The following is a 22,700-nucleotide window of genomic DNA, read 5'->3' on the forward strand; positions in this document are numbered from 1 at the left end:
CGGGCCGTTCCTGGCAGCACCATCCACGTCGGGAGTGCGCCATGCGCCGATTCGCATCACGTCTGTTGATCTCCACCGCCTTGCTGGGTACCAGCGCCCTGTTGGCCGGCTGCATCGTGGTGCCGGCCCGCGGTCATGCGCGCGTGTGGATACCGGGCTACTGGGCCGCGCCGCATGTATGGGTTTCCGGCCACTGGCGCGTTCGCTGAGAGCTCAGCGTGACCAATGCAGTCCGGCCAGCGCGGCATGCAGCGCCTGCCACGCCTGGTCCTGGCTGAAGGGCGGCGTGCGCGGCGGGGCGTAGACCTCCGGTCGGGTGCCGTACACCAGCAGGTCGATCGCCACGCAGCGGTCGTCGCGCACCGCCCGGTAACCCTCCACCTGCAGGTAGTGGCTCATCGCCGCGTCGCCGGCACGGAAGCGCTGGAACGGGATCCCGTCCAGCGTCTGGCTGGCGATCGAGCCCGGCTTTGCGCTGGCCGGAGTGTCCTCGCAGTGGGCCAGTGCGTCGGCGTCGCCGCTCTCGCTGATGCGCAGCTCGGCGGCGGTGATCCGGTCCGAGCCTTTCAGCACCAGGGCGGCCAGCGGCTGGCCCTGGCCGTGCGGCCCGGCGAATGCCTGCCAGGCGGCGGCATCCAGATAGCTGCGATCGAAATCGCGGTGCAGCGTCATGTCGGCCGGTATCGGTATCGACAACCCCAGCGACGGAGCGGTGAACCGGTGGGGTGTCGAGTCCGCCGCAGGTGATGCGGTCGGCGGCTTGCCGTGGCATCCGGCAAGCAAGGCGAAACTGGCGGTGATCAGGCTCAGGCGTTTCATCGGCGGCTCCCAGGTGTGCGGGGATGGTCCGGCGCTACGCATGAAGGCCGCGCCTGCAGCTCGTCGCCGCGGCGTGGATGTCCCGTGAGTGCCACGAAAAAAGGCGCCAGCTCACGCTGGCGCCGGACGCTTCGAGTGGATGTCGGGGAGTTACTGCGCCGAACTGGCCGACGGCGCCGGATGGCTCTGGCGGAATTCCTTCCACTGTTCGCGGCGCGCCTCGCGCTGGCTGCGCATCGTGGCCAGCTGGGCCTTCTGCTGCGCCGTCAGCACCGCGTAGATCTGCGCCTTCACCCTGGCGCGCTGCTCGACGCGGGCCTGGGTCGCCTGGCCTTCGGCCTGAGCCAGCCGGGCCGCTGCGGCCTGGTAGCCGACCTGGTCCGGGGTCATCTGCCCGAATGCCTCGCGTTGCGTACGCAGGGCCTGCCACTGGCCCTTGTTCTGCTCGCGGTTGGCCTGGGTGATCTGCCTGATGCTGGCCTTCTGGGCGTCGCTCAGGTTGAGCTTGGCGAAGGCCTCGTGCATGCCGTGGTGGCCGCGATGGCCGTGGTCGCCGAAGCGTTGCCCGCCGTCGTGGTTGCCGGCGGCGGCGAAGGCCGCACCGGTGATCGTCAGGGCCGAAGCGAGGATGAGGCCGAGGGTGGTCGTCTTGAGCATGGGTAACACCTCTTGCGTGGGTGGAGGACTGGCGATCATTGGACGACACCCCCGCGTGTATGTTCTTTGCGCGTAGGTAAAGATGCGTAAAGCCCGTGGCGTCCGCGCCGCGACCCCACTGAAATGGCCGCCATGCAACGGATCCTGATCGCCGACGACGACCGCGCCCTGACCGAACTGCTGGCCGAGTACCTGCAGCGCGAAGGCTTCGCCGTGGACGTGGTGCACGACGGCGAGGCCGCGCTGGCGCGTCTGCGCGACGGTGCGCAGCGTCCGGACCTGCTGATCCTCGACGTGATGATGCCCGGCCGCGACGGCCTGGAGACGCTGCGCGAACTGCGCCTGCAGCAGCGCCTGCCGGTGATCATGCTGTCCGCGCGCGGTGAGCCGGTGGACCGCGTGATCGGACTGGAGCTGGGCGCGGACGATTACCTGTCCAAGCCCTGCCTGCCGCGTGAACTGCTCGCCCGCGTGCGTGCGCAGCTGCGCCGGCAGACGCCCGAGGCAGCGGCGAACGTGCAGGTCGGCCACCTGCGTCTGCAGCCCGGCGACCGCCAGGCGTTCGTCGACGCGCGGGAGCTCACGCTGACCGGTGCCGAGTTCTCCCTGCTCCTCGCGCTGGCGCAGCGCGCCGGCGAGGTGGTGGACAAGGCCACGCTCACCCGGCTCGCGCTCGGCCGCGAGCTGGAGCGCTTCGACCGCAGCATCGACGTGCACGTCAGCCGGCTGCGGCACAAGCTGGCCGAGGCGTCCGCCGATGCGCCGCGGATCGAGTCGGTGCGCGGTTCCGGCTACCTGCTGCGGGCGGGTGGCGCATGAACCCGTTGCGCAGCTCGCTCTACCGGCGCCTGCTGATCGGCTTCTGCGTGGCCAACCTGGTGGTGCTGTTCATCGGCGGCTCGCTGGCGCAGCGCTTCATCGAGTACACCACGGCGGTGGAGATCGACTGGTCGGCGCTGGCCCGGGACGCCAGCCACGCCTACGACACCGGCGGCGGGCGTGAGCTGGCCGAGTGGTCGCGCGAGCAGCACAGGGAAGGCATCGAGGCGACGCTGTTCGAAGACGGCCGCCCGCTGACGCCGTTCCGTGTCGGGCCGACCATGCTGCGCGACCTGCCCAGCTGGCTCGCCGCGGGGCACGACGTGCTGGTGCAGCCGCGCCCGGGCCTTTATCTGGCCGTGCAGCCGGTACAGGGCGCCGACGGCCGGACGCGCCAGCTAGTCGCCCTCAGTCGCACCCACACCCGCCTGCACCAGCACACCCGGCAGACCATCCTGCTCGCCGTGCAGGCGATGCTCTCGCTGTTGCTGATCGGCGTGATCGGCTGGTGGATCGCGCGCAGCGTGGCGCGTCCGGTGGCGGCGCTGCGCGAGGCGACCCGGCGCATGGCGGCCGGCGAACTGTCCACCCGCGTGCACTGGAAGAACGGTCGCGGCCGCGACGAGCTGGCCCAGCTGGCCGGCGATTTCGACGCGATGGCCGAGCGCATCGAGGCGCTGGTCGCGCACGACCGCGGCGTGCTGCAGGACCTCTCCCACGAATTGCGCTCGCCGCTGGCGCGCCTGCAGCTGCTGCTGGATTTCGCGCGGCGCAGCGAGGATCCGGCCGAAGCCGCCGGCTACTTCGCCCGTGCCGAACAGGAGATCGAGCGGCTGGACCGCATGACCGGCGAGATGCTCGCGCTGTCGCGTCTGGAGGGCGGCCTGCCGGGCGACCAGCGCGAGTCGGTGGATCTGTCGGAACTGGTGCGGCATGTCGCCGGGCAGGCGGCATTGGAGGCATCCACGCGCGGTGTCGCATTGAGCTGTGATGCGATCGGATCGGTGCGGGTCGATGGCAGCGCGCAGTTGCTCGAACGGGCGATCGACAACCTGCTCGGCAACGCCCTGAAGTTCAGCAGCGCGGGGGGCACGGTCGAGCTGCGCGTGCGCACCGTCGACAGCGAGGCGGAGTTCAGCGTCCGCGACCACGGGCCGGGTGTGCCCGAAGCGGAGCTGGCGTCGCTGTTCCGCCCGTTCTTCCGCGGCAGCAATGCGGGGCGTGCCGAGGGGCAGGGGCTGGGCCTGGGCATCGTGCAGCGGGTGGCGCGCGTGCATGGCGGACAGGTCACCGCCCGCAACGCGGAGGGGGGCGGGCTGGATGTTTGCCTGCGCCTGCCGCTGGCGGGCGGCGACATCGGCGGTTGATCGTCGCGTCACGCCTCCCGAGCCGGTGCGGTCGCTCCACCCCGCATGGTCGGCACCGGCGAATGCCGGGACTGTGTCCCCTTCGCCAGGCGAAGCGCTCGAAGGCGCCGGGCGCCAGCTTCCGCGGACGCAGCGACCGCGTCCAGTGACCCCGCACGTCATCCCGGCGAACGCCGGGATCCAGCGTATTCGCGCCCCGAAGGATCCAGCCGAGCGTCGTACTCCTGCTTCCGCGGGAACGACACCGGCACTGCGCCCCGCTAGCATCTCCCCACCCCAGCCCCCATCCTCCCCATGAGTCGCTCCCCTGGCGTCGTCGCATCACACCCTCTTGTGCACACCCCATCCGAACCGATCCGCCACGGCACCGCCGCCTTCCGGCGGACCAACCTGGCGCTGTTCGCCGCCGGCTTCTCCACCTTCGGCCTGCTGTACTGCGTGCAGCCGCTGATGCCCGAGTTCAGCCGCGACTACGGCATCAATGCCGCGTCCAGCGCCTTGTCGCTGTCGCTGAGCACCGGCGTGCTGGCCTTCGCCATGCTGTTCATGGGCGGCGTGTCCGACGCGGTCGGGCGCAAGTCGGTGATGGTGGCCTCGCTGCTGTCCTCCTCGCTGCTGGTGCTGGCCAGCACGATGGTGCAGCAGTGGCCGCTGCTGCTGGCGCTGCGCATGCTGCTCGGCTTCACCCTGAGCGGCGTGCCGGTGGTGGCGATGACCTACCTCGCCGAGGAGGTGCACCACGACTCGATCGGCCTGGGCATGGGCCTGTACATCAGCGGCAACGCGATCGGCGGCATGAGCGGACGGCTGATCGCCGGCGTGCTCACCGACTGGTTCGGCTGGCGCGTGGGCATGGGCGCCGTGGGCGCGGTGGGCCTGGTCGCCTGCCTGCTGTTCTGGCGCAGCCTGCCGCCATCGCGGCATTTCGTGCCGCGTCCGTTCCACGTGCGCAGCCTGCTCGGCCGCTTCGCCGGGTTGTTCCGCGATGCCGGCCTGCCGTGGCTGTTCGCCGAGGGTTTCCTGCTGCTGGGCGCGTTCGTCACCGTCTACAACTACCTCGGCTACCGGCTGCTTGCCGCACCGTACCGCCTCAGCCAGACCGCGGTCGGCCTGGTCTTCGGCATCTACCTGATCGGCACCTTCAGCTCCACCTGGATGGGCCACCTGGCCGGGCGGCTGGGCCGGCGCAAGGTGCTGTGGAGCGCGTTCGCGCTGATGCTGGCCGGGGTGGCGCTCACCGCCGCCGCGCCGCTGCCGCTGATCCTGCTCGGCATCGTGGCGATCACCTTCGGCTTCTTCGGCGGCCACTCCATCGTCAGCAGCTGGGTCGGTCGTCGCGCCGGTGCGGCCAAGGCGCAGGGCTCGAGCGTGTACCTGTTCTCGTACTACATGGGTTCGAGCATCGCGGGTGCCAGCGGCGGGCTGTTCTATGCTTCGTACGGCTGGAACGGGGTGGTCGGTTTCGTCGGCGCGCTGGTGCTGGCCGGCCTGCTGGTGGCGTGGCGCCTGTACCGCCTGCCGCCACTGGTCAACGTGGCGACGCTGCCGCAGCCGACCAGTCGCGGGGCGATGCCGTGAGTGGGCCTTTCGTCGGCTCGGCCGTCGCAGTTGAGGGGTGAGAGTGTCGCGCGCCAAGCGTTGCCACACGCCCCACCGCCGTCATTCCCGCGAAGAGCTTTTCAACAGCCCCAGGCTGGTCAAGCGGGAGGCGCGTTTCAATGGCGGAAGCCGGCCATCCAGTGTCTTTCCGCAGTTCTCGTTGTGCTCAGCATCAGAGCCAAGAGCGGTTTCGTCCTCCTGCGGAGGCCGAGTCACTTCTCTTTGCTTGGCCAAAGAGAAGTAACCAAGAGAAAGGCCACCCCGCTTCCGCGCCTCGCGGGCCTATGGCCCGCGAGGTACGCGTCCGGGCTGCGGGGTTTGTCGACAGTCCATCCATGGACTGACGACAAACTGGCCGGCATCCATGCCGGCCACCCTTCGGGCTATTCCTCCGCCCGGCCGCCGCTGCAGAGGGGAGGGAAGATCAAGAGCCGCGCGAGCCGCGCGTGCGGGCTCGGCGATCGCTTGCGCGATCACCATCGCATTGGCTCTTTGCACTCTTGTCTGGCTCTGGTTCTGGCTCTGGCCTTGGCCTGGTACTGGGATTGGAACTGGGCCTTGCTGCTTTTGCCTTGGCTTTTGCCTTGGCTTTTGCCTTGGCTTTTGCCTTGGCTTTTGCCTTGGCTTTTGATTTGGCTTTTGATTTGGCTTTTGCCGTTGCCTTTGATCTCCCCGCTCCCTTGTGAGGCAGTGAGTCGCGGACGACAGGCCCGCAGGGGCATCGGCAGGGACGCCGATGCCTTTTCGTCAGGGCAGGAAGCCCTGTCGAAAAGCCCGGCCGCGGCTCACGGACTTGCCGGGCTGCGCCCGGCAAGTGCCGAGGAGGGTCGCCTTCTCTTTGGTTACTTTCTCTTGGCGACCCAAGAGAAAGTGACTCGGGCGCCGAAGGCGCACGAAAGCCCTGCTTTTCCCGCGCGCGTCCGGTCAGCTTCTGCTGGCCACGTCAGCCGCTTGCAGCCGCGGCAGCATGGCGCCCAAGCAACCGTGCGGATGTCCTCCATGGTCACCTGATCAAGCCCAAGCTATCCCGGTAACGCAAACAACCCTCAGCGCGCCGCCGGCACCAGCATCTCCTCCACCTGCCGGTAATCGCCATCGTTGCGCTCCGGCACGATGTGCAGCAGATGCGTCATCAGCGGATAGACGTCCACGTTCGGAAACTCCGGCACCACCAGGTGTTGGCGGAAGTCCGGCCCGTGCGCCAGGAACAGCGCGCGCATCGCCGGGTCGTCGTTGTCGAAGCCGTGTTCGCCCCAGATCGGCTTGCCGTGGTGGAGCATGCTGCGGGTGTTGCTGGTGATCAGCCAGCCGGTCTGCGCCAGGCAGAACAGCGGCGGTACCCGTGCGTTGTGACCGTAGTGCAGGTGGGCCGGGATGTCGGACTTCCTCCAGCACTGCATGTGCGGGTGCGGACGGAGCAGGGCGTCCGCCACCTCGGCCTCGTGTCCGGGCGCCGGGATGATGCCGGAGATCGCGCCGGTGGACACTACTTCGGCATGCCCCGGCACGATCAGGTCGTCGAGGAAGATGCGCTGGTCCGGCGGTGTCTGCGCCATGCCGTGGTCGGCCAGCACGATCAGGTCGATCCGGTCGTACAGGCCGCGCTGCTTCAGGCCGGCCACCAGCCGCGCCAGCGCCGCGTCGACCTGGCCGATCGCTTCGTTGGTCTGCGGTGAGTCGGGGCCGTAGTAATGCCCGGCGGTATCCACCGCCTCGAAATACAGCGTGAGCAGCTGCGGACGCTGCGCGGCCGGCAGGTCCAGCCACGACAGCAGCTTGTCCACGCGTGCGTCGTACGGCATGTCGCCGTCATACGGCAGCCAGTGGTCCGGCCGCACGCCGTGGATCGCGGCTTCCGAGCCGGGCCAGAACAGCGTGGCGGCGTGCAGGCCCTGCTTCTGCGCGGTCACCCAGATCGGCTCGGCCTCGTTCCACCAGCGTGCGTCGCCCACCGCCTTGCGGCTGCCCAGGCTGAAGTGGCCCAGGCCGGGCACGGACATCGAGTTGTCGACGATGCCGTGGTCGTCCGGGTAACGCCCGGTCACCAGGGTGTAGTGGTTGGGGAAGGTCAGCGAGGGGAACGACGGCTTCATTGCCTTCGCGCGCACGCCATGGTCGGCAAGCGCCGAGAGCGTGGGCGAGAGGCCGCGGTCGAGGTAATCGGCGCGGAAGCCGTCGAGCGATACCAGCAGCAGCGTCGCGGGCTTCGCGTCATGCGACCGGGCGTGGCGGGTGACCGGGGTGGCGCAGCCTGCCAGGAGGGCGAGTGCGGCGCAGCTCAGGTAGCGGAGGATCGTATGCATTCGGAGTGGGGGGATGGATGGGGAACGCCGATGATGCGCACTTGCCCTGCGCGTGCCATGGCCCGATCGGCCTATGGCGTTTGCCTGCGCCGGTTCGGCGATGCGCTCAGCGCGCCGCCGGTACCAGCATGTCTTCAACCTGGTCGTAATCGCCGTCGTTCGGCTGCGCCGGCAGCCCCAGCAGGTGCGCCATCAGCGGATACACGTCCACGTTCGGGAACGCGGCATGCACCACGCCGCGCTCGAACGCCGGGCCGTGCGCCACGAACAGCGCGCCCATGCGCGGGTCGGCGTTGTCGTAGCCGTGCTCGCCGCGGGTCCCGGTTTGCGGGTGGCGACGCATGTAGCTGTCGGTGGAGATCGTCCAGCCGGCGTCCGCCAGGCACAGCAGTTGCGGCACGCGCGGGTTGTGGCCGTAGGCGAGCCGGGTAGGCACGCGCGACTTGTCCCAGCACTGCATGTGCGCGTGCGGCTGCTCCATGCGGGCCTCGATCGCGGCGAAGTCGGTGCCCGGTTTCGGGTCGATGCCGGCCAGCACGCCGGCGGTGACCAGCCTTACCTGGTCCAGCGGCAGCAGCCCGTCCAGCGTGATCACGTGGCCCATCGGCACGGTGGCCATGCCGTGGTCGGACACCACGATGATGTTCATGCGCTCGAGCAGCCCGCGCCGGCGCAGCCCGGCCACCAGTCGACCCAGCGCTTCGTCGGTATCGCGCAGCGCCTGGTTCACTTCGGGCGAGTCCGGGCCGTGCTCGTGGCCGGCGTGGTCCACCGCGTCGAAATACAGGGTGAGGAAGCCCGGCCGCCGGTCACCCGGCAGATCCAGCCAGGCCAGCACCTGATCCACCCGCTGGTCGGCGGTGACATCGCCGTCGTAGGGGCGCCAGTGATCCGGATGCATGCCCTGGATGTCGGCCTCGGTGCCGGGCCAGAACATCGTCGCGGTCTTCAGCCCGTGGCGGTCGGCGGTGATCCACAGCGGCGTCGCCTCGTCCCACCAGCGCCCGTCGCTCACCGCCTTGCGATCGCCCAGGTCGAAATGGCCGAGCTGCGGGTCGTCCATGGTGTTGTGCACGATGCCGTGGTGATCCGGGCGCAGACCGGTGACCAGGGTGTAGTGGTTCGGAAAGGTCAGCGAGGGGAACGAGGGCTGCATGCTGCGGGCGCGCACGCCGTCGCGGGCCAGCGCGGCCAGGTTCGGGCTGAGGCCGCGGTCGATGTAGTCGTGGCGGTATCCGTCGATCGAGATCAGCAGCAGCGGGGCGGGGCGATGGTCCGCGGCATCCCGCGCCGGGGACCCCGCGCAGGCAGCGATGAACGGCAGTAGCGCGAGGGCGAGTAAACGAAACAGGAATTTCATGCGTTGGAACCTACGATCCACATCCATGACAACGCGCCATGATCGCGCACAGGTGTGACAATGACACGCTCCCGCCCGCTCTCCCCCGTGTTTGCCGCCATGGCCGTGGCCCTGCTCGCCGCTGGCGCCACCCAGGCCCAGTCCACCGCGCCGGCCCCGCGCCCGGTGCCGATCCAGTCGACCAGCTCGCAGCAGCGCTTCCGCGAGGCGGTGCAGCAGAGCCAAGTGCGCGACCAGTTGCAGAAGGCCCAGGTCGAGCACCAGCTGACCCAGCGCACGCTGGAGAGCACGCGGCACAAGCCGGGCAGCACCACGTCCAACGACGACCAGGTCGACAAGGCGAAGCTGGCGCAGGACCAGCTCTACAACGCCCAGCAGCGCGACCGCGTGCAGCGCTACAGCGACGCGCTGATGGCGCAGCCGGTGCCGCCGCCGGCACCCAAGCCGGTGGTTGCCGAGAAGGACAGCGCCAGCGGCCAATGAGCCGCGGGGTTTTCAGCCGAACAGGTCGCCGCGCGCCACGCGGGCTTCCAGCGCCAGCAGCCAGTGTTTGTTCGGCAGGCCGCCGCCGAAGCCGGTGAGGTTGCCGTTGGCGCCGATCACCCGGTGGCAGGGCACCACGATCGGCAGCGGGTTCGCACCGTTCGCCGCGCCCACCGCCCGTGCCGCGCCGGGGTCGCCCACGCGCCGCGCCAGTTCGCCGTAGCTGATCGTCTCGCCGTACGGAATCTGCAACAGCTCGCGCCACACCGCGAGCTGGAACGGCGTGCCCCGCGGGTTCAGTGGCAGCTCGAATGCCGTGCGCGTGCCGGCGAAGTATTCCTCCAGCGCCTCGCGCGCGAACGCCAGCGCCTCCGGGTCGTGCACCCATCCGGCAGGCACCGGACCGTGGCCGCGCCGTCCTTCGAAATGGATGCCGCGCAGGCCGTGCGCATCGGCGCTGAGCCGCAGCACGCCGCAGGGCGAGGGCAGGTCGACGTAGCGGATCGTCGTATCGTTCATCGGGAAGGCTTCGTCTTCGGTGCAACGACCACGCTGCGCCACAGGTGCATCACCGCGTAGGCGCGCCAGGGCCGCCATGCCTCGGCGCGCTGCTCCATCGCCCGCGTGCTCAACGCGTCGCCGCCGGGGGCGGCCGCGCGGCGCAGGATCAGGTCCGCCGCGGGGAACGCGTCGGGGTGACTCAAGCCGCGCATCGCCATGTAGTGCGCGGTCCATGCGCCGATACCCGGCAGCGCCACCCAGCGTTCGACGAACGCGTCCAGCGGCTGGTCCGGACTGAAGTCGATGCGGCCGTCGAGCAGCGCCTGCGCCACGCCGCGGATCGTCGCCGCGCGTGCCGTGGTGATGCCGAGCGCACCGAGGTCCGCGTCGGCCAGCTGCGCGGCGGAAGGAAACAGCCTCGCCAGCCCCGGCTGCGGCGACGCGGCCAGCGGCGTGCCGAAGCGCTCGACCACCCGCGCGGCCAGCGTGCGCGCCGCGGCGACGCTCACCTGCTGGCCGAGGATCGCGCGCACCGCGATCTCGAAGCCGTCCCAGCCGCCCGGCAGGCGCTGGCCCGGGTGCCTCTTCGCCAGCGGGCCGAGCACCACATCGCGGCGGAACGCGGCGGCGATCGCCTGCGGCGCGGCGTCCAGGTCGAACATGCGGCGCAGCCGCGTCACCACTGCCAGCAGTTCGCCCGGCGGCACGCCATGCACTTCCAGCCGCAGCGCGTGCTCGTCGCGTGCGCCGGCGCTCACCCGCAGCCACGACGGCGCGGCCGGATCGCCGAACACGCGGCTGTAGCCGGCTTCGTCCACCGCCTCCACGCCGGGCAGCGCGCGGCCGCGCAGGAACGCCAGCAGCGCGGCGAAGTCGTACGGCGGGCGGTAGCCGAGCTTCAGCACCAGCGGCGCGCCGGCCGGTGCACGCGGCAGCCGGCGCAGCTCGCGCGGGGCGATCCGGTTCGCCTGCGCGAACGCCGCGTTGAAGCGACGGAGGCTGCCGAAGCCGGCCGCCATCGCCACCTCGGTCACCGGCATCGCGGTCTCGGTCAGCAGCTGCTTGGCGAACAGCAGGCGACGGGTGGTGTGCACGCGGATCGGCGGCACGCCGACATGCTCGACGAACAGCCGCCGCAGCTGCCGCGCACCCAGGTCCAGCCGCGCCGCCAGCGTGTCCACCGAGCCGTGCTCCAGCTCGCCGTGCTCGATCAGCGTGAGTGCGCGCGCCACCGCATGCTCGCCGCGCTGCCAGACGTCGTTGCCCGGCGCCAGCTCCGGCCGGCAGCGCAGGCAGGGGCGGAAACCGTCCGCTTCGGCCGCGGCGGCGCTGGCGTAGTAGCGCACGTTCGCGGTCTTCGGCGACGGCGCCGGGCACACCGGGCGGCAATAGATGCGCGTGCTGGTGACGGCGGTGAAGAACAGGCCGTCGAAGCGCGCGTCGCGGCTCAGCCGCGCCTGTTCGCAGGTGCGTGTGTCCAGCGGCTGCGGGAGCGGGGAGGGGGTGTCCATGCCGGCAGGCTAGCACCGCGCCCGCGATGGAACTCGCCGTTTTCGGACATCAATGCTCAGCGCGCTTCGGGACAGGGAGCGTCGCGGTGCCGGTCGAACGCGGCGAGTGCCGCGGCGTCGGCCGGGCGCCCTTCGTCGCCGCCGTCGAACTGCACCCGCCACGCGCCGTCGCGACCGCGACGCCACGTGGTCGCGAAGCGGCCGATCGCGGTATGCACCTGGCCGTCCTTGCCGGTCGTCGTCATCACGTACGGACCGCTCGACAGCGCCAGCCGGCCATCCGCGCTCGTCACCACCTGAGCGGGCTGCCAGTCCAGCTGCAGCGCCTTGCCGTCGATGACCGCCTTCCACGCCGGCAGGATCGCGGCCGGCCCGCGCAGCGGGTGTCCGCCGTTCGCGTCGAACACCGCGTCCGCGGCCAGGAAGCCACGGAACGCCGCCGCGTCGTGCTCGCGCACGCTGCGCGCGAACGCCTGTTCGCGCCGCCACACCTGGCAGCTCGGCGACGGCATTGCCGTCGAAGTCATCAGCAGGGCAGCGAGCAGGATCATCGTCGGCGCTCCGGGGCGGGGTTGCGGCGGAGCATCCGGTCGGCGCCCGGCCTCCACCAGTGCCGCTCGTCCCGGGTCGCTTCAGGCGTCGATCGCCGCGTCGCGGGTCTCGTTGTCCGGGAATTCCATGAACACGAAGAACGGCACGCCGCGCGCATGCCAGGCGCGCGCCATCTCTTCCAGCGCGCGGCGGCTCGCGGCATAGGCCTCCGGGGCCGCACGGCAGAACGTCACCGCGTGGTCGAACAGCAGCACGCGACCGGCATCGCCGTCGGCACGCAGCGCCGCATCGAGCTGCGCCCACGAGCCGGCGGCCGTGCGCGGCAGGCCGGCCTGCGCCGCAATCCGCTCCAGCGCGGCGGGCTCGTTGCGACAGTCGGACAGGTCGACGCGGACCAGCGCCAGCCCGGCCCGCTGCGCATCGCCGACCAGCGTCACCGGGTCGTCCGGATCCACCCGGTACACCCCGTCGCGTCCGGCATCGCGCAGGTCGATGCCCAGCACCCTGGTCGTCATGGCGATCTCCCTCGGCTGGTGGCCGGTCGATCATGCCCCCGCGCGGAGCCGGGAGCCAAGCCGCGGCGCAGCGTGCTACAGCGCATCGGCGTCGAGCAGGCGGGGGCCGCTGCCGTCCTCGCTGAGCCGGTCGTGCGCATTGCGCAGCGGGCATTTTTTCAGCGACAGGCAGCCGCAGCCGATGCAGCCGGTGAGTTCGTCGCGCAGTTGCGTGAGCCGCGCGATGCGCTCGTCCAGCTCGGCGCGCCAGTGGCTGGACAGCAGCTTCCAGTCCGCCGCGGTCGGCGTGCGCTCGTCGGGCAGTTCGGCCAGCGCCGCCGCGATCGAGGCCAGCGGCAGCCCGGTGCGGTTCGCCACGCGGATCACCGCCAGCCGGCGCAGCACGTCGCGCCGGTAGCGTCGCTGGTTGCCGGCGTTGCGCCAGCTGCGGATCAGCCCCTTGGTCTCGTAGAAGTGGATCGCCGACACGCTCAGCCCGCTGCGCGCGGCGACCTGGCCCACGCTCAGCGCCGGAACATCCGATGCCTTGCCCATGCTTGACCTCAAGTTAAGTTGAGGTCTTACCGTGCCCGATGCCGCGCGTGCCGACAAGCCGCGCGCTTCCCGTTCCCCATCGAGGCCCGATCCATGACCACGCAAGTCGCTTCCGCTCCGCTGCCCACGCTGATGCAGCGCCTCGCTGCCGCCTTCCGTCCGATGCACGCGCGTGGTGCGCTGTTCGCCGGCCCCGCACATCCGCCAGCCGGGCGGGGCGCCGCCGCGCCGCGCACCTCCGAGCCACAGCTCGATCGCTTCGTCACCCGACTGCGCGAACTGCTCGCCGCCAGCGACGAAGCCGCCCGCCAGCGGCTGGAGCGCGAAGTGCTGGAGCTGGCGGCGCCGCTGCAGGCCGCCGGTGTGTTCGACCTGCTGCGCATCGCGCATGCACCGGTCGCCGCGATGGTCGCCGACCACCTCGCCGCGACCGCCGGAGAGTCGCGCCGCCCTGCGCTAGGATGAGTGCTTTCCCGCCACGGTCCGTGCCCATGTCGTCCGCCGCCAAGTCGCCCTTCCTGCCGCCCTCGCCCGACCGCGCCGGCAGCCGGGTCGACACCGTGGTGTTCGACCTCGGCGGCGTGCTGGTGGACTGGGATCCGCGCTACCTGTACCGCTCGCTGTTCGACGACGAGACGACGATGGAGCGCTTCCTCGCCGAGGTGTGCACCCCGGCCTGGAACCTGGCGCAGGACGCCGGCCGGCCGTGGGCCGAGGCGGTGGCCGGCCTCAGCGCGGAACATCCCGGCTATGCCGAGCAGATCGCCGCCTACCGCACGCGCTGGCTGGAAACCCTGCGTGGCCCGATCCAGCCCACCGTGGACCTGCTCGCCCGCCTGCGCGACGAAGGCGTGCGGCTGTATGCGCTCACCAACTGGTCGCAGGAGACCTTTCCGCTGGCGCGCGAGCGCTTCGACTTCCTCGGCTGGTTCCAGGGCATCGTGGTGTCGGGCGAAGAGAAACTCATCAAGCCCGATCCGGAGATCTACCACCGGCTGATCCGGCGCTACGCGATCGAGCCGGCACGCACCCTCTACATCGACGACTCGCTGAAGAACGTCGCCGCTGCCGAGGCGCTCGGCATGCACGGCTGGCACTTCCAGGGCGCGGACGGCCTGCGTAATCGCATGCAGTCGCTCGGCCTGCCGGTGTAGCACCCGCCCTTGGGGCCGGGCGCGGCATCGGCGATCATGGCGCGCGGGGGCCGGCGCGGTGCCGGCCGGGAGAGTCCTGCATGGTCGATGCATCCGATGAGTCCCTGCCGCGCGGCATGCTGGCGCTGGGCTGGAGCGGCGTGCTGCCGTTCGCCGGCGCACTGCTCGCCGCGTTCGCGTGGCCGGCGTGGAGCGGCTTTGCCGCTGCGGTGTTCGTGTCCTACGGCGCGGTGATCCTCAGCTTCCTCGGCGGCGCCCGCTGGGGGCGCGGCCTGGCCGGCGGCGTGGCGCCCACGCGCTTCGTCGAGGCGGTGATGCCCAGCCTGATCGCGTTCGCCGCGCTGCTGTTGCTGCACACCCCGCCTGCCGCGCTGGCGCTGCTCGCCGCCGGCTTCGCGATCTGGCTGGCCATCGACCTGCGCGACCCGCTGTGGCCACCGGCCTACCGCCGCATGCGGCTGGGCATCAGCGTGGTGGTGCTGGCGCTGCACGCGGGCTGGCTGTTGGTGTAGCCCGCGTCCCCCGGCGCGCCGCAACGATTTGCGAATCGACGCGGGGCATTCCAGTGCGTCTGGCGTCGGCCGCCGCGCCGTCGTACTTTCGACGCTTCGCCGATGTCGAGGGAACGCCATGGCTCGCTGGATGCTCAGGGCAGGGTTGCTCGCAGTGCTGTTGGTCGGGGCAGGCGCCGGTCGCGCGCAGTCCTCCCCGACCTGGATCGTCACCGGCTCGGATCGCGCGCACTACACGGTGCAGGGCATCGGCGACCCGCGCGATGCGCAGGGCGCGCGCGTCACCCTGCGTGGCGTCGATCCGCTGCCCGGCCAGTTCGGTGCGTCGGGCCTCGTGCTCGACGCGGTTCCCTATCGCGGCCAGCGCATCACGCTCACCGCCGACCTGTCGACCCGCGACGCGACCCAGGGCGCGATGATCTGGCTGCGCGTGGACGGTGTGCGACCGTCGGAGGCCTTCGCCAACTCGCAGTTGCACCCGGTGTTCGGCACTACCGCGGCGGCGCATCGCGAAGTGCGGGTGGACGTGCCGGCAGACGGCGAGAAGATCTTCCTCGGCACCGGGTTGATCGGCGCAGGCGAGGTCAGCACCACCGACCTGCGCCTCATCGGACACCCCTCGCCCGTGGCACCGCTCACCCCGCAGCGCCTGCTCGACGCGGCCATTGCCATCGTGCGCGAGCACGCCCTGCGCGCCGCACAGGTGGACTGGTCGACCCTGGTGCCGAAACTGCACGCCATGGTGCCGGCCAAGGGCCCGCCGGCTGCGGCGTATCCGGCCATCCACGCGCTGCTGGGTGCGCTGGGCGATCACCACAGTCTGATGCTGCCGCCAACGGTCACGCAGCGCTTCGATCACGGTGGCTTTCCCACGTTTCCACCGAAGGTGGAGGCGATGTCTGGAGACCTCGGTTACATCGCCATGCCGGGCTTCAGCGGCGTGCAGCCGGCAGCGCAGCAGGCGTTCGCGCGCCGGGTGATCGACGGCATCACCCGCGTGCAGCCGCAGGCGCGCTGCGGCTGGGTGGTGGATCTGCGCCAGGACCCCGGGGGCAATATGCGACCGATGCTGGCCGGCCTGCGCCCCTTGCTGGGCGACGGCGTGGTCGGCGGCTTCCGTCGCGCTGGGGGGCAGGTGTATCCGGTCTACGCCCACCAGCCGTTCAGCGCGGATCTGCCTGACGGCCCGGCGCTGGAGCACGCCCGCGTCGCCGTGCTGCTCGGCCCGCATACCGCCAGCTCCGGCGAGGTGGTGGCGGTGGCGTTCCGCGGCCGGCCGGACACGCGCTCGTTCGGCCAGCCCACCGCCGGCCTGACCACCGGCAACACCGGCTACCACTTGCCGGATGGCAGCGAGCTGTTTGTCACCACATCGGTGGACGTGGACCGCACCGGCCACGCCTATGGCGGGGCTATCTTTCCCGATCAGCCGGTATCGGGCCATGCCGCGAACGGGAACGATCCGACCCTCGACGCGGCCCGGCACTGGCTCACGGGCATATGCCGCTCGCCCACCATGCCGCTGGTGATGCCCTCGCGACACCGCTGACGACGCCTTGTACCACTGCATATGGTGGCGCATGTCCTTGCGGGGAGGCGGTGCTATGTTCGCCGCAGCGATTAGCCGGGGGACAGGGACATGTCAGGCAAGGGATGGGTGCCTTACGCGGTGTTTTGCGCGCTCGTGGTCGTACTGGTCGCGGTGCTTCGGTTCAGCGGGGCGCTGCAGGTCGTCATGCATCCCCCGGTCATTACGGTGCCGCCACCGGTCGCCTCGGCCGGATACGTTCCGCCCCCCACTCGCGAGCAACTGGAAGGCTTTCTGGGCCGGGTGCGGCAGGCCGAAACCATCACGGACCCGCTGCAGCGCTGCCTGTCCTATCCCGACCCGCCCAACAGCCGGTGGCGACCCGAAGTTGTCGCGGCGTACTGCCGGTTCTACGCCCAGCCGACGCTCAGCTTCGATGATGTCCGCCAGCTGATCCGCAGCGGTCATGCAAAGCAGCTCGACCAACGCCTGGACCAGGCCCTGCAGGCACAGATCACCCAGCCGGATGCCCGGGGCCGGCTCGATCGCATCTTCCAGAACGCGTTCGAGAATCCGTCCGCCGACGCCCGCGCCACGCTCGATGCCTGGAAGCAGGCCGATCCGGGCAGCGCCTTTGCCTATGCGGCCAGTGGTGATGCCTACGCGTCCATGGCTGCCGATGCGCGCGGCGGCGACTTCATCCAGAACACGCCCGGGGCGGCCCTGGTCGCGATGACCCACCTGGCTGAAAAGGCCCAGGTCGACCTGCGTCACGCCATCGCGCTGGATCCGCGCCTCACGCCCGCCTACGGCGCCATGATGGACATCGCCCGCATGGCGTTCGGTCGCGACAAAGCCCTGGCGGCCGAGGCCGCGGGCCTGCAGCAATCGCCCGGGGACTATTACCTCTACTTCAGCGCGATCATCCTCGCCGAACCGAAGTGGGGTGGCTCCATTGATGAACTGAACGCGCTGGCCCGGCAGGCGCGCGCGCAGGCTGCCCGGTATCCCTTGCTCTACCTGGCGGCCAACGACGCCGATTCGCGCACCTTCAACTTCTACAACTGCGGGTGCGACCACTCGACGTCGCTGGCGCGGATCGAGTCCGCTCTCACGCATGCATCGAACGTCCCGATGCTCGAGTCCGCGGGCCACACCATGGGGCGCGCCGGACGTCAGGACCTGGCCGTGGTGTACACCTCCGAGGCGATCCGGTTCGCCGACGCGCCACTGGATCACCTGGACCGCGCCTATCAGCTGGCCAAGCTGGGGCATCCCGCGTGGGCACATCAGCAATTCGAAGCCCTGTTGCCCGAGTTGCCGGGCCGGGGAGATATCTACCGCGGTATGGGCTTCGCCGACATCAAGCTGAAGCAGGACGACCGGGCGGTCGGCGAGCTGCAGCAGGCCGTGCAGCTCGACCGCACCGACATATGGTCCCAGGCCACGCTGGGAGAGATCTACGCCAGGCAGAAGAAATGGGGCCAGGCCTGGGCCATCGCCGATCAGTTGATCCAGGAGAAGCCCGACATGCCGGATGGCTGGTGCCTGCGCGCGGACGTGCAGATGGGCCAGCCGCGTGCCGGCCTCGCCGACACGGAGCAGGCCTTTGCCCAACGTTTCGGCAACCGTCCCGACCAGCAGGGCGAACTCCGCCGCATTCGCGATGCGCTCGCGCATGGCGCGCGCTGACCGGCATGGCGTCCCGCGCCGATGCCCGCCGTTGCGCGGGTTGCCGCGCTGCCGCTTTCCGCCACGCCCCCCGCTCGCCACAATCGCTTTTTCCGCTGGTTTTGCGAGATCGCCATGAACGCCCCCACCCGCATCGACACCACCCGCACCATCCGCGCGCCGCGCGGCACCGAGCTGAGCTGCAAGAGCTGGCTCACCGAGGCGCCGTTCCGCATGCTGCAGAACAACCTCGACCCCGAGGTGGCCGAGAACCCGGCCGAGCTGGTGGTGTACGGCGGCATCGGTCGCGCCGCGCGCAACTGGGAGTGCTTCGACGCTATCCTGCGTTCGCTGCGCGACTTGAACGACGACGAGACCCTGCTGGTGCAGTCCGGCAAGCCGGTCGGCGTGTTTCCCACCCACAAGGACGCGCCGCGTGTACTCATCGCCAACTCCAACCTGGTGCCGCACTGGGCCACCTGGGAGCACTTCAACGAGCTCGATAAGAAGGGCCTGATGATGTATGGCCAGATGACGGCCGGCTCGTGGATCTACATCGGCTCGCAGGGCATCGTGCAGGGCACCTACGAAACCTTCGTCGAGATGGGTCGCCAGCACTACGCCGGCAACCTCAAGGGCAAGTGGATCCTCACCGCCGGCCTGGGCGGCATGGGCGGCGCGCAGCCGCTGGCCGCCACCCTGGCCGGCGCCTGCAGCCTCAACATCGAGTGCCAGCAGAAGAGCATCGACTTCCGCCTGAAGACCCGCTACGTGGACGAGCAGGCCACCGACCTCGACGACGCGCTGGCGCGCATCGCCAGGTACACCGCCGCCGGCGAAGCCAAGTCCATCGCGCTGCTCGGCAACGCCGCCGACGTGCTGCCGGAACTGGTCAAGCGCGGCGTGAAGCCCGATGCGGTCACCGACCAGACCAGCGCGCACGACCCGGTCAACGGCTACCTGCCGCAGGGCTGGACGGTGGAGCAGTGGTTCGAGCGCCGCAAGAGCGATCCGGCCGGCACCGCCAAGGCCGCCAAGCAGTCGATGAAGGTGCACGTGGAGGCGATGCTCGCCTTCCACGCCCAGGGCATCCCCACCTTCGACTACGGCAACAACATCCGCCAGATGGCCAAGGACGAAGGCTGCGAAAACGCCTTCGCCTTCCCCGGCTTCGTGCCCGCCTTCGTGCGCCCGCTGTTCTGCCGCGGCGTCGGCCCGTTCCGCTGGGTCGCGCTCAGCGGCGACCCGGAAGACATCTACAAGACCGACCAGAAAGTGAAGGAGCTGATCCCCGACGACGCCCACCTGCACAACTGGCTGGACATGGCCAGGGAGCGCATCCGCTTCCAGGGCCTGCCGGCGCGCATCTGCTGGGTCGGCCTCGGGCTGCGCCACAAGCTGGGGCTGGCCTTCAACGAGATGGTTCGCAACGGCGAGCTGAAGGCGCCGGTGGTGATCGGGCGCGACCACCTGGATTCGGGGTCGGTGGCGTCACCAAACCGCGAGACCGAGGCGATGAAGGATGGCTCGGATGCGGTGTCGGATTGGCCGTTGCTCAATGCGATGTTGAATGTGGCCGGTGGGGCGACCTGGGTGTCGCTGCATCATGGGGGTGGGGTGGGGATGGGGTATTCGCAGCACTCGGGGGTGGTGATTGTTTGCGATGGCTCGGTTGAGGCGGACAAGCGGATTGGGCGGGTGCTTTGGAATGATCCGGGTACCGGGGTGATGCGGCATGCGGATGCGGGGTATGAGGTTGCGGTCGAATGCGCCAAAGAGCAGGGGTTGAAGTTGCCGATGGTTTGATCGGCTTATGGTCGACGAGGAATTGTTCCGTGGTGGTATAGGTCATTCAGTCAAATTAATGGAGGGGGTATGTCTAAAAGGACTGAGGGAAAAGCCGGCGAAGCCGCCGCAGGAGGCGGTTCTTCTGAGGCCGATGCGGCCAATCATGATCAGCGCGTCGAAGCAGAAGTCGAGAAAAGGCGAACGAGGCTACAGCGCCCGTTTCCCGCTTGTGCCTTCGAGGAGGCACTTGAATTTGCGACTTCTATTATGGAATTCGGTAGCGGTCAACAAGTTCGCCGGGTGACATTATTTGATCACCTGAAGAAGTCGCCGGAGAGTGGTGCTAGTAGGCAGTTAATCACAAATGCTAACAAGTATGGATTAACCGAGGGAAGTTACAAGGCTGAGTTTCTTAAATTGACGCAGGATGGACTTAAGTCGGTCGATGAAGATGTCTCCGATAGGGAGAGAGGTCGGGCGCGCATTTCGTTGGCCATCGAAGGTGTCGAAGCTTTCAATGCGATATATAAGAAATTTCTCGGAAACAAGCTCCCGCCGAGGGCCTCTCTCATTGATGCTGCGAAGGATGCAGGTATCCCGGAGGAGTTGGCAGAGGAGGCCGTTGACACGTTTGTACTTAATCTCAGGTTTGTTGGGCTCCTTCAAACGCTTTCCGGTGCCGAGCGAATAGTGAGCGTTGAGCACTACTTGGACTCCCTTTCCGGTGTTCGGAGGTCCGCGATTGGACAGGACTTTAATAGGCCAGTAGATGAGCCTAAGGTCCATCAGGGCGGGTCACTTGTTACCGCAGCTCGTGCAGAGTTCGAGACCACCTGCTTCTACATAACAGCCATCGGCGAGGAGGGAAGCGAGCAGCGGAAACACTCGGATCTATTCGTGAGCGCAATTGTTGAGCCCGCCCTTGAGCCATTTGGCTTGAAATTGATAAGGGCGGATGCGATAGATAAGCCTGGGACGATCACTCGGCAGATTATTGATTATATCCTTCAGTCGCGACTCGTAATTGCAGATCTGTCATTTCACAATCCAAATGTTTTCTATGAATTAGCGATAAGACATGCGGCGCGCTTGCCAGTCGTTCAAATTGCTCGAACCTTTGAGCGTTTGCCATTTGATGTGAATCAAATGCGGACTATCCGTATTGATACAACGGACATCTACACGCTGGTGCCGAAGATGGAGACGCACAGGGCGGAGATAAGTAGCCAGGTTCGGCGGGCGCTTGAAGATCCGGAGTCGGTGGATAATCCGATAACCATATTTTACCCATCTCTCCGAATGACGATTCAGTAGGCTGCCTTGCAGAAAACAGGTGTCGCGAGGAATGTAGGGTAATTGAAAAGGATTGGTCGTGTTTTCAGCGTTAAACTCGGAACAGGCAACAATCATAAGCGCGTTGTTTGGAGTGGTCGGGACTGTCATTGGTCTTCTTTTAGGTGCGGCCATTCAGTCAATAGGGAAGGGTATTGATCGCCGGCGAGAGCGTTTTGCAGTTTACGACTTTGGCTGCGAACTGGTGCTCAACGTCAGGCACATGGCTTGTAGCTTCGGCAACTTTGAGGAGCTCAAAGTGCTGATTGTTTTTGGAAGCGTGGTGCCTCAAGTGATCGCAAAGGAGATGGACTGGTATCTTGACTGGTCGAGAAAGAACGATCCAGGAGTGGCAATTAACGGAATGTGGTTGAAACAAGCGTTATCCAATCTTGAGGTGGCGGTGCAAGATGTCCGCGGAGACGTAAAGGTTCGATCTGGCTCCGAAGATTCGCCCTTCTCAGACCGTTCTGATAGTTTCTTGGCTCTTTCAGGAAGCGTGAGCGGATGTGTCAGATACTGCGATTACTTGCTTTGGCTTTTCTTTATTAGAGGAGGGCTTAGAACTGCCCTAAAAGTATTGCGTGCGAGGTCGCCAATTGACTTGTGGCGTGTTTTTAGGGGACGACCCAATTAAAGGGGCGTGGATAATTTACAGAAAAGCGAATAAAGGCAATAAAAGGGGGCGTGGCTAATTAAGTCGTCTCGCCGGGAAGCGGGGTCAGGTTCACTTGAGTTCCCTCGGTAACTGAATCAGCCCACGTTTCAGTGTATAACTACGTCTCTGTCTTGCGAATCAATGCAAATGGATGAGGGGGTTGTATGCCTACTGTCGATCAGGTGCTTGAAGCTATTCATGGTGCGCTGAGGGAGTTCAAGATGGAAATTCCATCCTTAAACTCAATTATAAGTACTCAGTTGACGTCGCCGAAATTGTCATGCGTAAACTTTGCGGGTGCCGTTTTGGAGAGAATAAATAAGGAACCGCAGGAATGGCCATCTTCGCAATATATTTATCCGTCTGGATTATTTCTCAACTTTACTTTAATGGGCGATCCCTCTGAATATAATCATGGATTCTGTGTCTATTTTCATCAAAATGTGGCTTATGTGATACAGGCTTTTCTTGATCACAAGATTCGGCTTATAACGCCAATGAGTGTTCACGCATTTGTTGCGAGCGTGGTGAAGTTGAAAAGTGGCAGGCGGGATGATGTAGCTGCCGGTTACAAGGAAATATCGTCGGTAGATATTTCCAATGCCAATTACGTATTGAATACCATGTATGTTTGTAAGGCCTGAGCCTGGAATGCCGAATTAAGAGTAATGGCGAATAAAGGGGGCGTGGCTAATTAAACTGGCCACCGTCAAGCATTGGGGCGTGGTCAAAGGGAGAGAGTGCGTTGATGATCCGATCGCTTTTGCTGGTGCTTTGCGTAGAATAAAGGGGACGTGGCTAATTAAATCGACTCGCGAAGGTTGGATTGCCGGCGCCGCTCGCCGATAAAAGGGGACGTGGCTAATTAAACCGACCCGCGTGGGCGGGCTTGGCGGGGCCGTCCGCGGGGCCGGCAGGAAAAGGTGTCAGGGACAATTTTGGAACACCCATGAAAACAGCTAACGGGGCCAGGTTCACTTACGCCGCATGATTGAAGCGGGTGGTCTGGCTTGGACTCCGCTTACCGGGTGTGCGGT

24 protein-coding genes are annotated in these 22,700 nt (G+C 67.6%); 15 read left to right on the forward strand and 9 right to left on the reverse strand.

All coding sequences use genetic code 11. The features are described 5' to 3' along the window. The first annotated feature begins 41 nt into the window (after window positions 1-41). A complete protein-coding gene (locus tag ATSB10_RS19155) occupies window positions 42-209 on the forward strand; it encodes a YXWGXW repeat-containing protein (RefSeq protein ID WP_157468981.1) in 168 nt (55 codons plus the stop codon). Between the two features lie 4 nt (window positions 210-213). On the opposite strand, the gene ATSB10_RS01710 is transcribed toward ATSB10_RS19155, so the two are convergent. Beyond that, entirely contained in the window at window positions 214-819 is a 606-nt protein-coding gene (locus ATSB10_RS01710) for a hypothetical protein (RefSeq protein WP_157468983.1), read from the reverse strand. A 150-nt stretch (window positions 820-969) separates the two neighbouring features. Next, window positions 970-1,476 (reverse strand): Spy/CpxP family protein refolding chaperone, encoded by a 507-nt coding sequence (locus tag ATSB10_RS01720; RefSeq protein WP_063670145.1) that lies wholly within the window; start codon window positions 1,474-1,476, stop codon window positions 970-972. A gap of 132 nt (window positions 1,477-1,608) precedes the next feature. On the opposite strand from ATSB10_RS01720, the gene ATSB10_RS01725 reads away from it, so the two are divergent. The 4 genes from ATSB10_RS01725 to ATSB10_RS19160 all read left to right on the forward strand — a co-directional run bounded on the left by ATSB10_RS01725 (window position 1,609) and on the right by ATSB10_RS19160 (window position 5,947). Next, window positions 1,609-2,295 carry a response regulator transcription factor gene (locus ATSB10_RS01725; RefSeq protein WP_063674295.1) on the forward strand — a complete coding sequence of 229 codons (687 nt, stop codon included), beginning with the start codon at window positions 1,609-1,611 and terminating at the stop codon, window positions 2,293-2,295. Next, window positions 2,292-3,662 (forward strand): sensor histidine kinase, encoded by a 1,371-nt coding sequence (locus ATSB10_RS01730; protein WP_063670146.1) that lies wholly within the window; start codon window positions 2,292-2,294, stop codon window positions 3,660-3,662. Before ATSB10_RS01725 ends, ATSB10_RS01730 begins: the two co-directional genes overlap by 4 nt. Before the next feature lie 294 nt (window positions 3,663-3,956). Next, on the forward strand, window positions 3,957-5,240 hold the full coding sequence (locus ATSB10_RS01735; RefSeq protein ID WP_063670147.1) for an MFS transporter: 1,284 nt from the start codon (window positions 3,957-3,959) through the stop codon (window positions 5,238-5,240). Between the two features lie 566 nt (window positions 5,241-5,806). Next, a complete protein-coding gene (locus ATSB10_RS19160) occupies window positions 5,807-5,947 on the forward strand; it encodes a hypothetical protein (protein WP_157468987.1) in 141 nt (46 codons plus the stop codon). A 360-nt stretch (window positions 5,948-6,307) separates the two neighbouring features. Here the strand turns inward: ATSB10_RS19160 and ATSB10_RS01740 are convergent, their stop codons facing one another. Together ATSB10_RS01740 and ATSB10_RS01745 are read right to left on the reverse strand one after the other, a co-directional pair. Continuing rightward, the gene (locus tag ATSB10_RS01740) at window positions 6,308-7,564 is read right to left on the reverse strand and encodes an alkaline phosphatase family protein (protein ID WP_063670148.1); all 1,257 of its coding nucleotides are present in this window, start codon (window positions 7,562-7,564) and stop codon (window positions 6,308-6,310) included. A 106-nt stretch (window positions 7,565-7,670) separates the two neighbouring features. Next, on the reverse strand, window positions 7,671-8,924 hold the full coding sequence (locus ATSB10_RS01745; RefSeq protein WP_063670149.1) for an alkaline phosphatase family protein: 1,254 nt from the start codon (window positions 8,922-8,924) through the stop codon (window positions 7,671-7,673). Window positions 8,925-8,984: 60 nt separating this feature from the next. Here ATSB10_RS01745 and ATSB10_RS01750 point away from each other — a divergent pair, with 60 nt between their 5' ends. Beyond that, window positions 8,985-9,407 carry a hypothetical protein gene (locus ATSB10_RS01750; protein ID WP_157468989.1) on the forward strand — a complete coding sequence of 141 codons (423 nt, stop codon included), beginning with the start codon at window positions 8,985-8,987 and terminating at the stop codon, window positions 9,405-9,407. Window positions 9,408-9,419: 12 nt separating this feature from the next. Here ATSB10_RS01750 and ATSB10_RS01755 read toward each other — a convergent pair whose 3' ends face one another. From ATSB10_RS01755 to soxR, 5 genes are all read right to left on the reverse strand, one after another. Then, window positions 9,420-9,926 carry a methylated-DNA--[protein]-cysteine S-methyltransferase gene (locus ATSB10_RS01755; RefSeq protein WP_063670151.1) on the reverse strand — a complete coding sequence of 169 codons (507 nt, stop codon included), beginning with the start codon at window positions 9,924-9,926 and terminating at the stop codon, window positions 9,420-9,422. Then, window positions 9,923-11,419, reverse strand: coding sequence for a DNA-3-methyladenine glycosylase 2 (locus ATSB10_RS01760; RefSeq protein ID WP_063670152.1), 1,497 nt, complete (start codon window positions 11,417-11,419; stop codon window positions 9,923-9,925). Before ATSB10_RS01760 ends, ATSB10_RS01755 begins: the two co-directional genes overlap by 4 nt. A gap of 56 nt (window positions 11,420-11,475) precedes the next feature. Then, a complete protein-coding gene (locus ATSB10_RS01765; RefSeq protein ID WP_063670153.1) occupies window positions 11,476-11,970 on the reverse strand; it encodes a YybH family protein in 495 nt (164 codons plus the stop codon). Between the two features lie 81 nt (window positions 11,971-12,051). Then, a complete protein-coding gene (locus ATSB10_RS01770; RefSeq protein WP_063670154.1) occupies window positions 12,052-12,486 on the reverse strand; it encodes a barstar family protein in 435 nt (144 codons plus the stop codon). A 75-nt stretch (window positions 12,487-12,561) separates the two neighbouring features. After that, window positions 12,562-13,020, reverse strand: a complete 459-nt coding sequence (gene soxR / locus ATSB10_RS01775; protein ID WP_063670155.1) for a redox-sensitive transcriptional activator SoxR — start codon at window positions 13,018-13,020, stop codon at window positions 12,562-12,564. Window positions 13,021-13,113: 93 nt separating this feature from the next. Here soxR and ATSB10_RS01780 point away from each other — a divergent pair, with 93 nt between their 5' ends. From ATSB10_RS01780 to ATSB10_RS19170, 9 genes are all read left to right on the forward strand, one after another. Beyond that, window positions 13,114-13,485: a hypothetical protein gene (locus tag ATSB10_RS01780; RefSeq protein WP_063670156.1), complete on the forward strand. Its 372-nt coding sequence runs from the start codon at window positions 13,114-13,116 to the stop codon at window positions 13,483-13,485. A 26-nt stretch (window positions 13,486-13,511) separates the two neighbouring features. Then, window positions 13,512-14,174, forward strand: a complete 663-nt coding sequence (locus ATSB10_RS01785; RefSeq protein WP_063670157.1) for an HAD family hydrolase — start codon at window positions 13,512-13,514, stop codon at window positions 14,172-14,174. Between the two features lie 80 nt (window positions 14,175-14,254). Then, complete coding sequence (locus ATSB10_RS01790; protein WP_063670158.1) at window positions 14,255-14,686, forward strand: DUF3429 domain-containing protein; 432 nt, start codon at window positions 14,255-14,257, stop codon at window positions 14,684-14,686. Between the two features lie 118 nt (window positions 14,687-14,804). Continuing rightward, entirely contained in the window at window positions 14,805-16,235 is a 1,431-nt protein-coding gene (locus tag ATSB10_RS18840) for a S41 family peptidase (RefSeq protein ID WP_083966038.1), read from the forward strand. A 90-nt stretch (window positions 16,236-16,325) separates the two neighbouring features. Then, the gene (locus ATSB10_RS01800; RefSeq protein WP_083966039.1) at window positions 16,326-17,906 is read left to right on the forward strand and encodes a DUF4034 domain-containing protein; all 1,581 of its coding nucleotides are present in this window, start codon (window positions 16,326-16,328) and stop codon (window positions 17,904-17,906) included. Between the two features lie 114 nt (window positions 17,907-18,020). Then, a complete protein-coding gene (hutU, locus tag ATSB10_RS01805; protein ID WP_063670160.1) occupies window positions 18,021-19,691 on the forward strand; it encodes a urocanate hydratase in 1,671 nt (556 codons plus the stop codon). Window positions 19,692-19,760: 69 nt separating this feature from the next. After that, complete coding sequence (locus tag ATSB10_RS01810; RefSeq protein WP_063670161.1) at window positions 19,761-20,987, forward strand: hypothetical protein; 1,227 nt, start codon at window positions 19,761-19,763, stop codon at window positions 20,985-20,987. 58 nt (window positions 20,988-21,045) lie between these two features. Next, window positions 21,046-21,642 (forward strand): hypothetical protein, encoded by a 597-nt coding sequence (locus tag ATSB10_RS19165; protein WP_157468991.1) that lies wholly within the window; start codon window positions 21,046-21,048, stop codon window positions 21,640-21,642. Between the two features lie 185 nt (window positions 21,643-21,827). Further along, window positions 21,828-22,307, forward strand: coding sequence for a hypothetical protein (locus ATSB10_RS19170; RefSeq protein ID WP_157468993.1), 480 nt, complete (start codon window positions 21,828-21,830; stop codon window positions 22,305-22,307). The last annotated feature ends 393 nt before the right edge of the window (window positions 22,308-22,700 follow it).

The sequence above is a fragment of the Dyella thiooxydans genome (assembly GCF_001641285.1).
Classification (GTDB): domain Bacteria; phylum Pseudomonadota; class Gammaproteobacteria; order Xanthomonadales; family Rhodanobacteraceae; genus Dyella_A; species Dyella_A thiooxydans.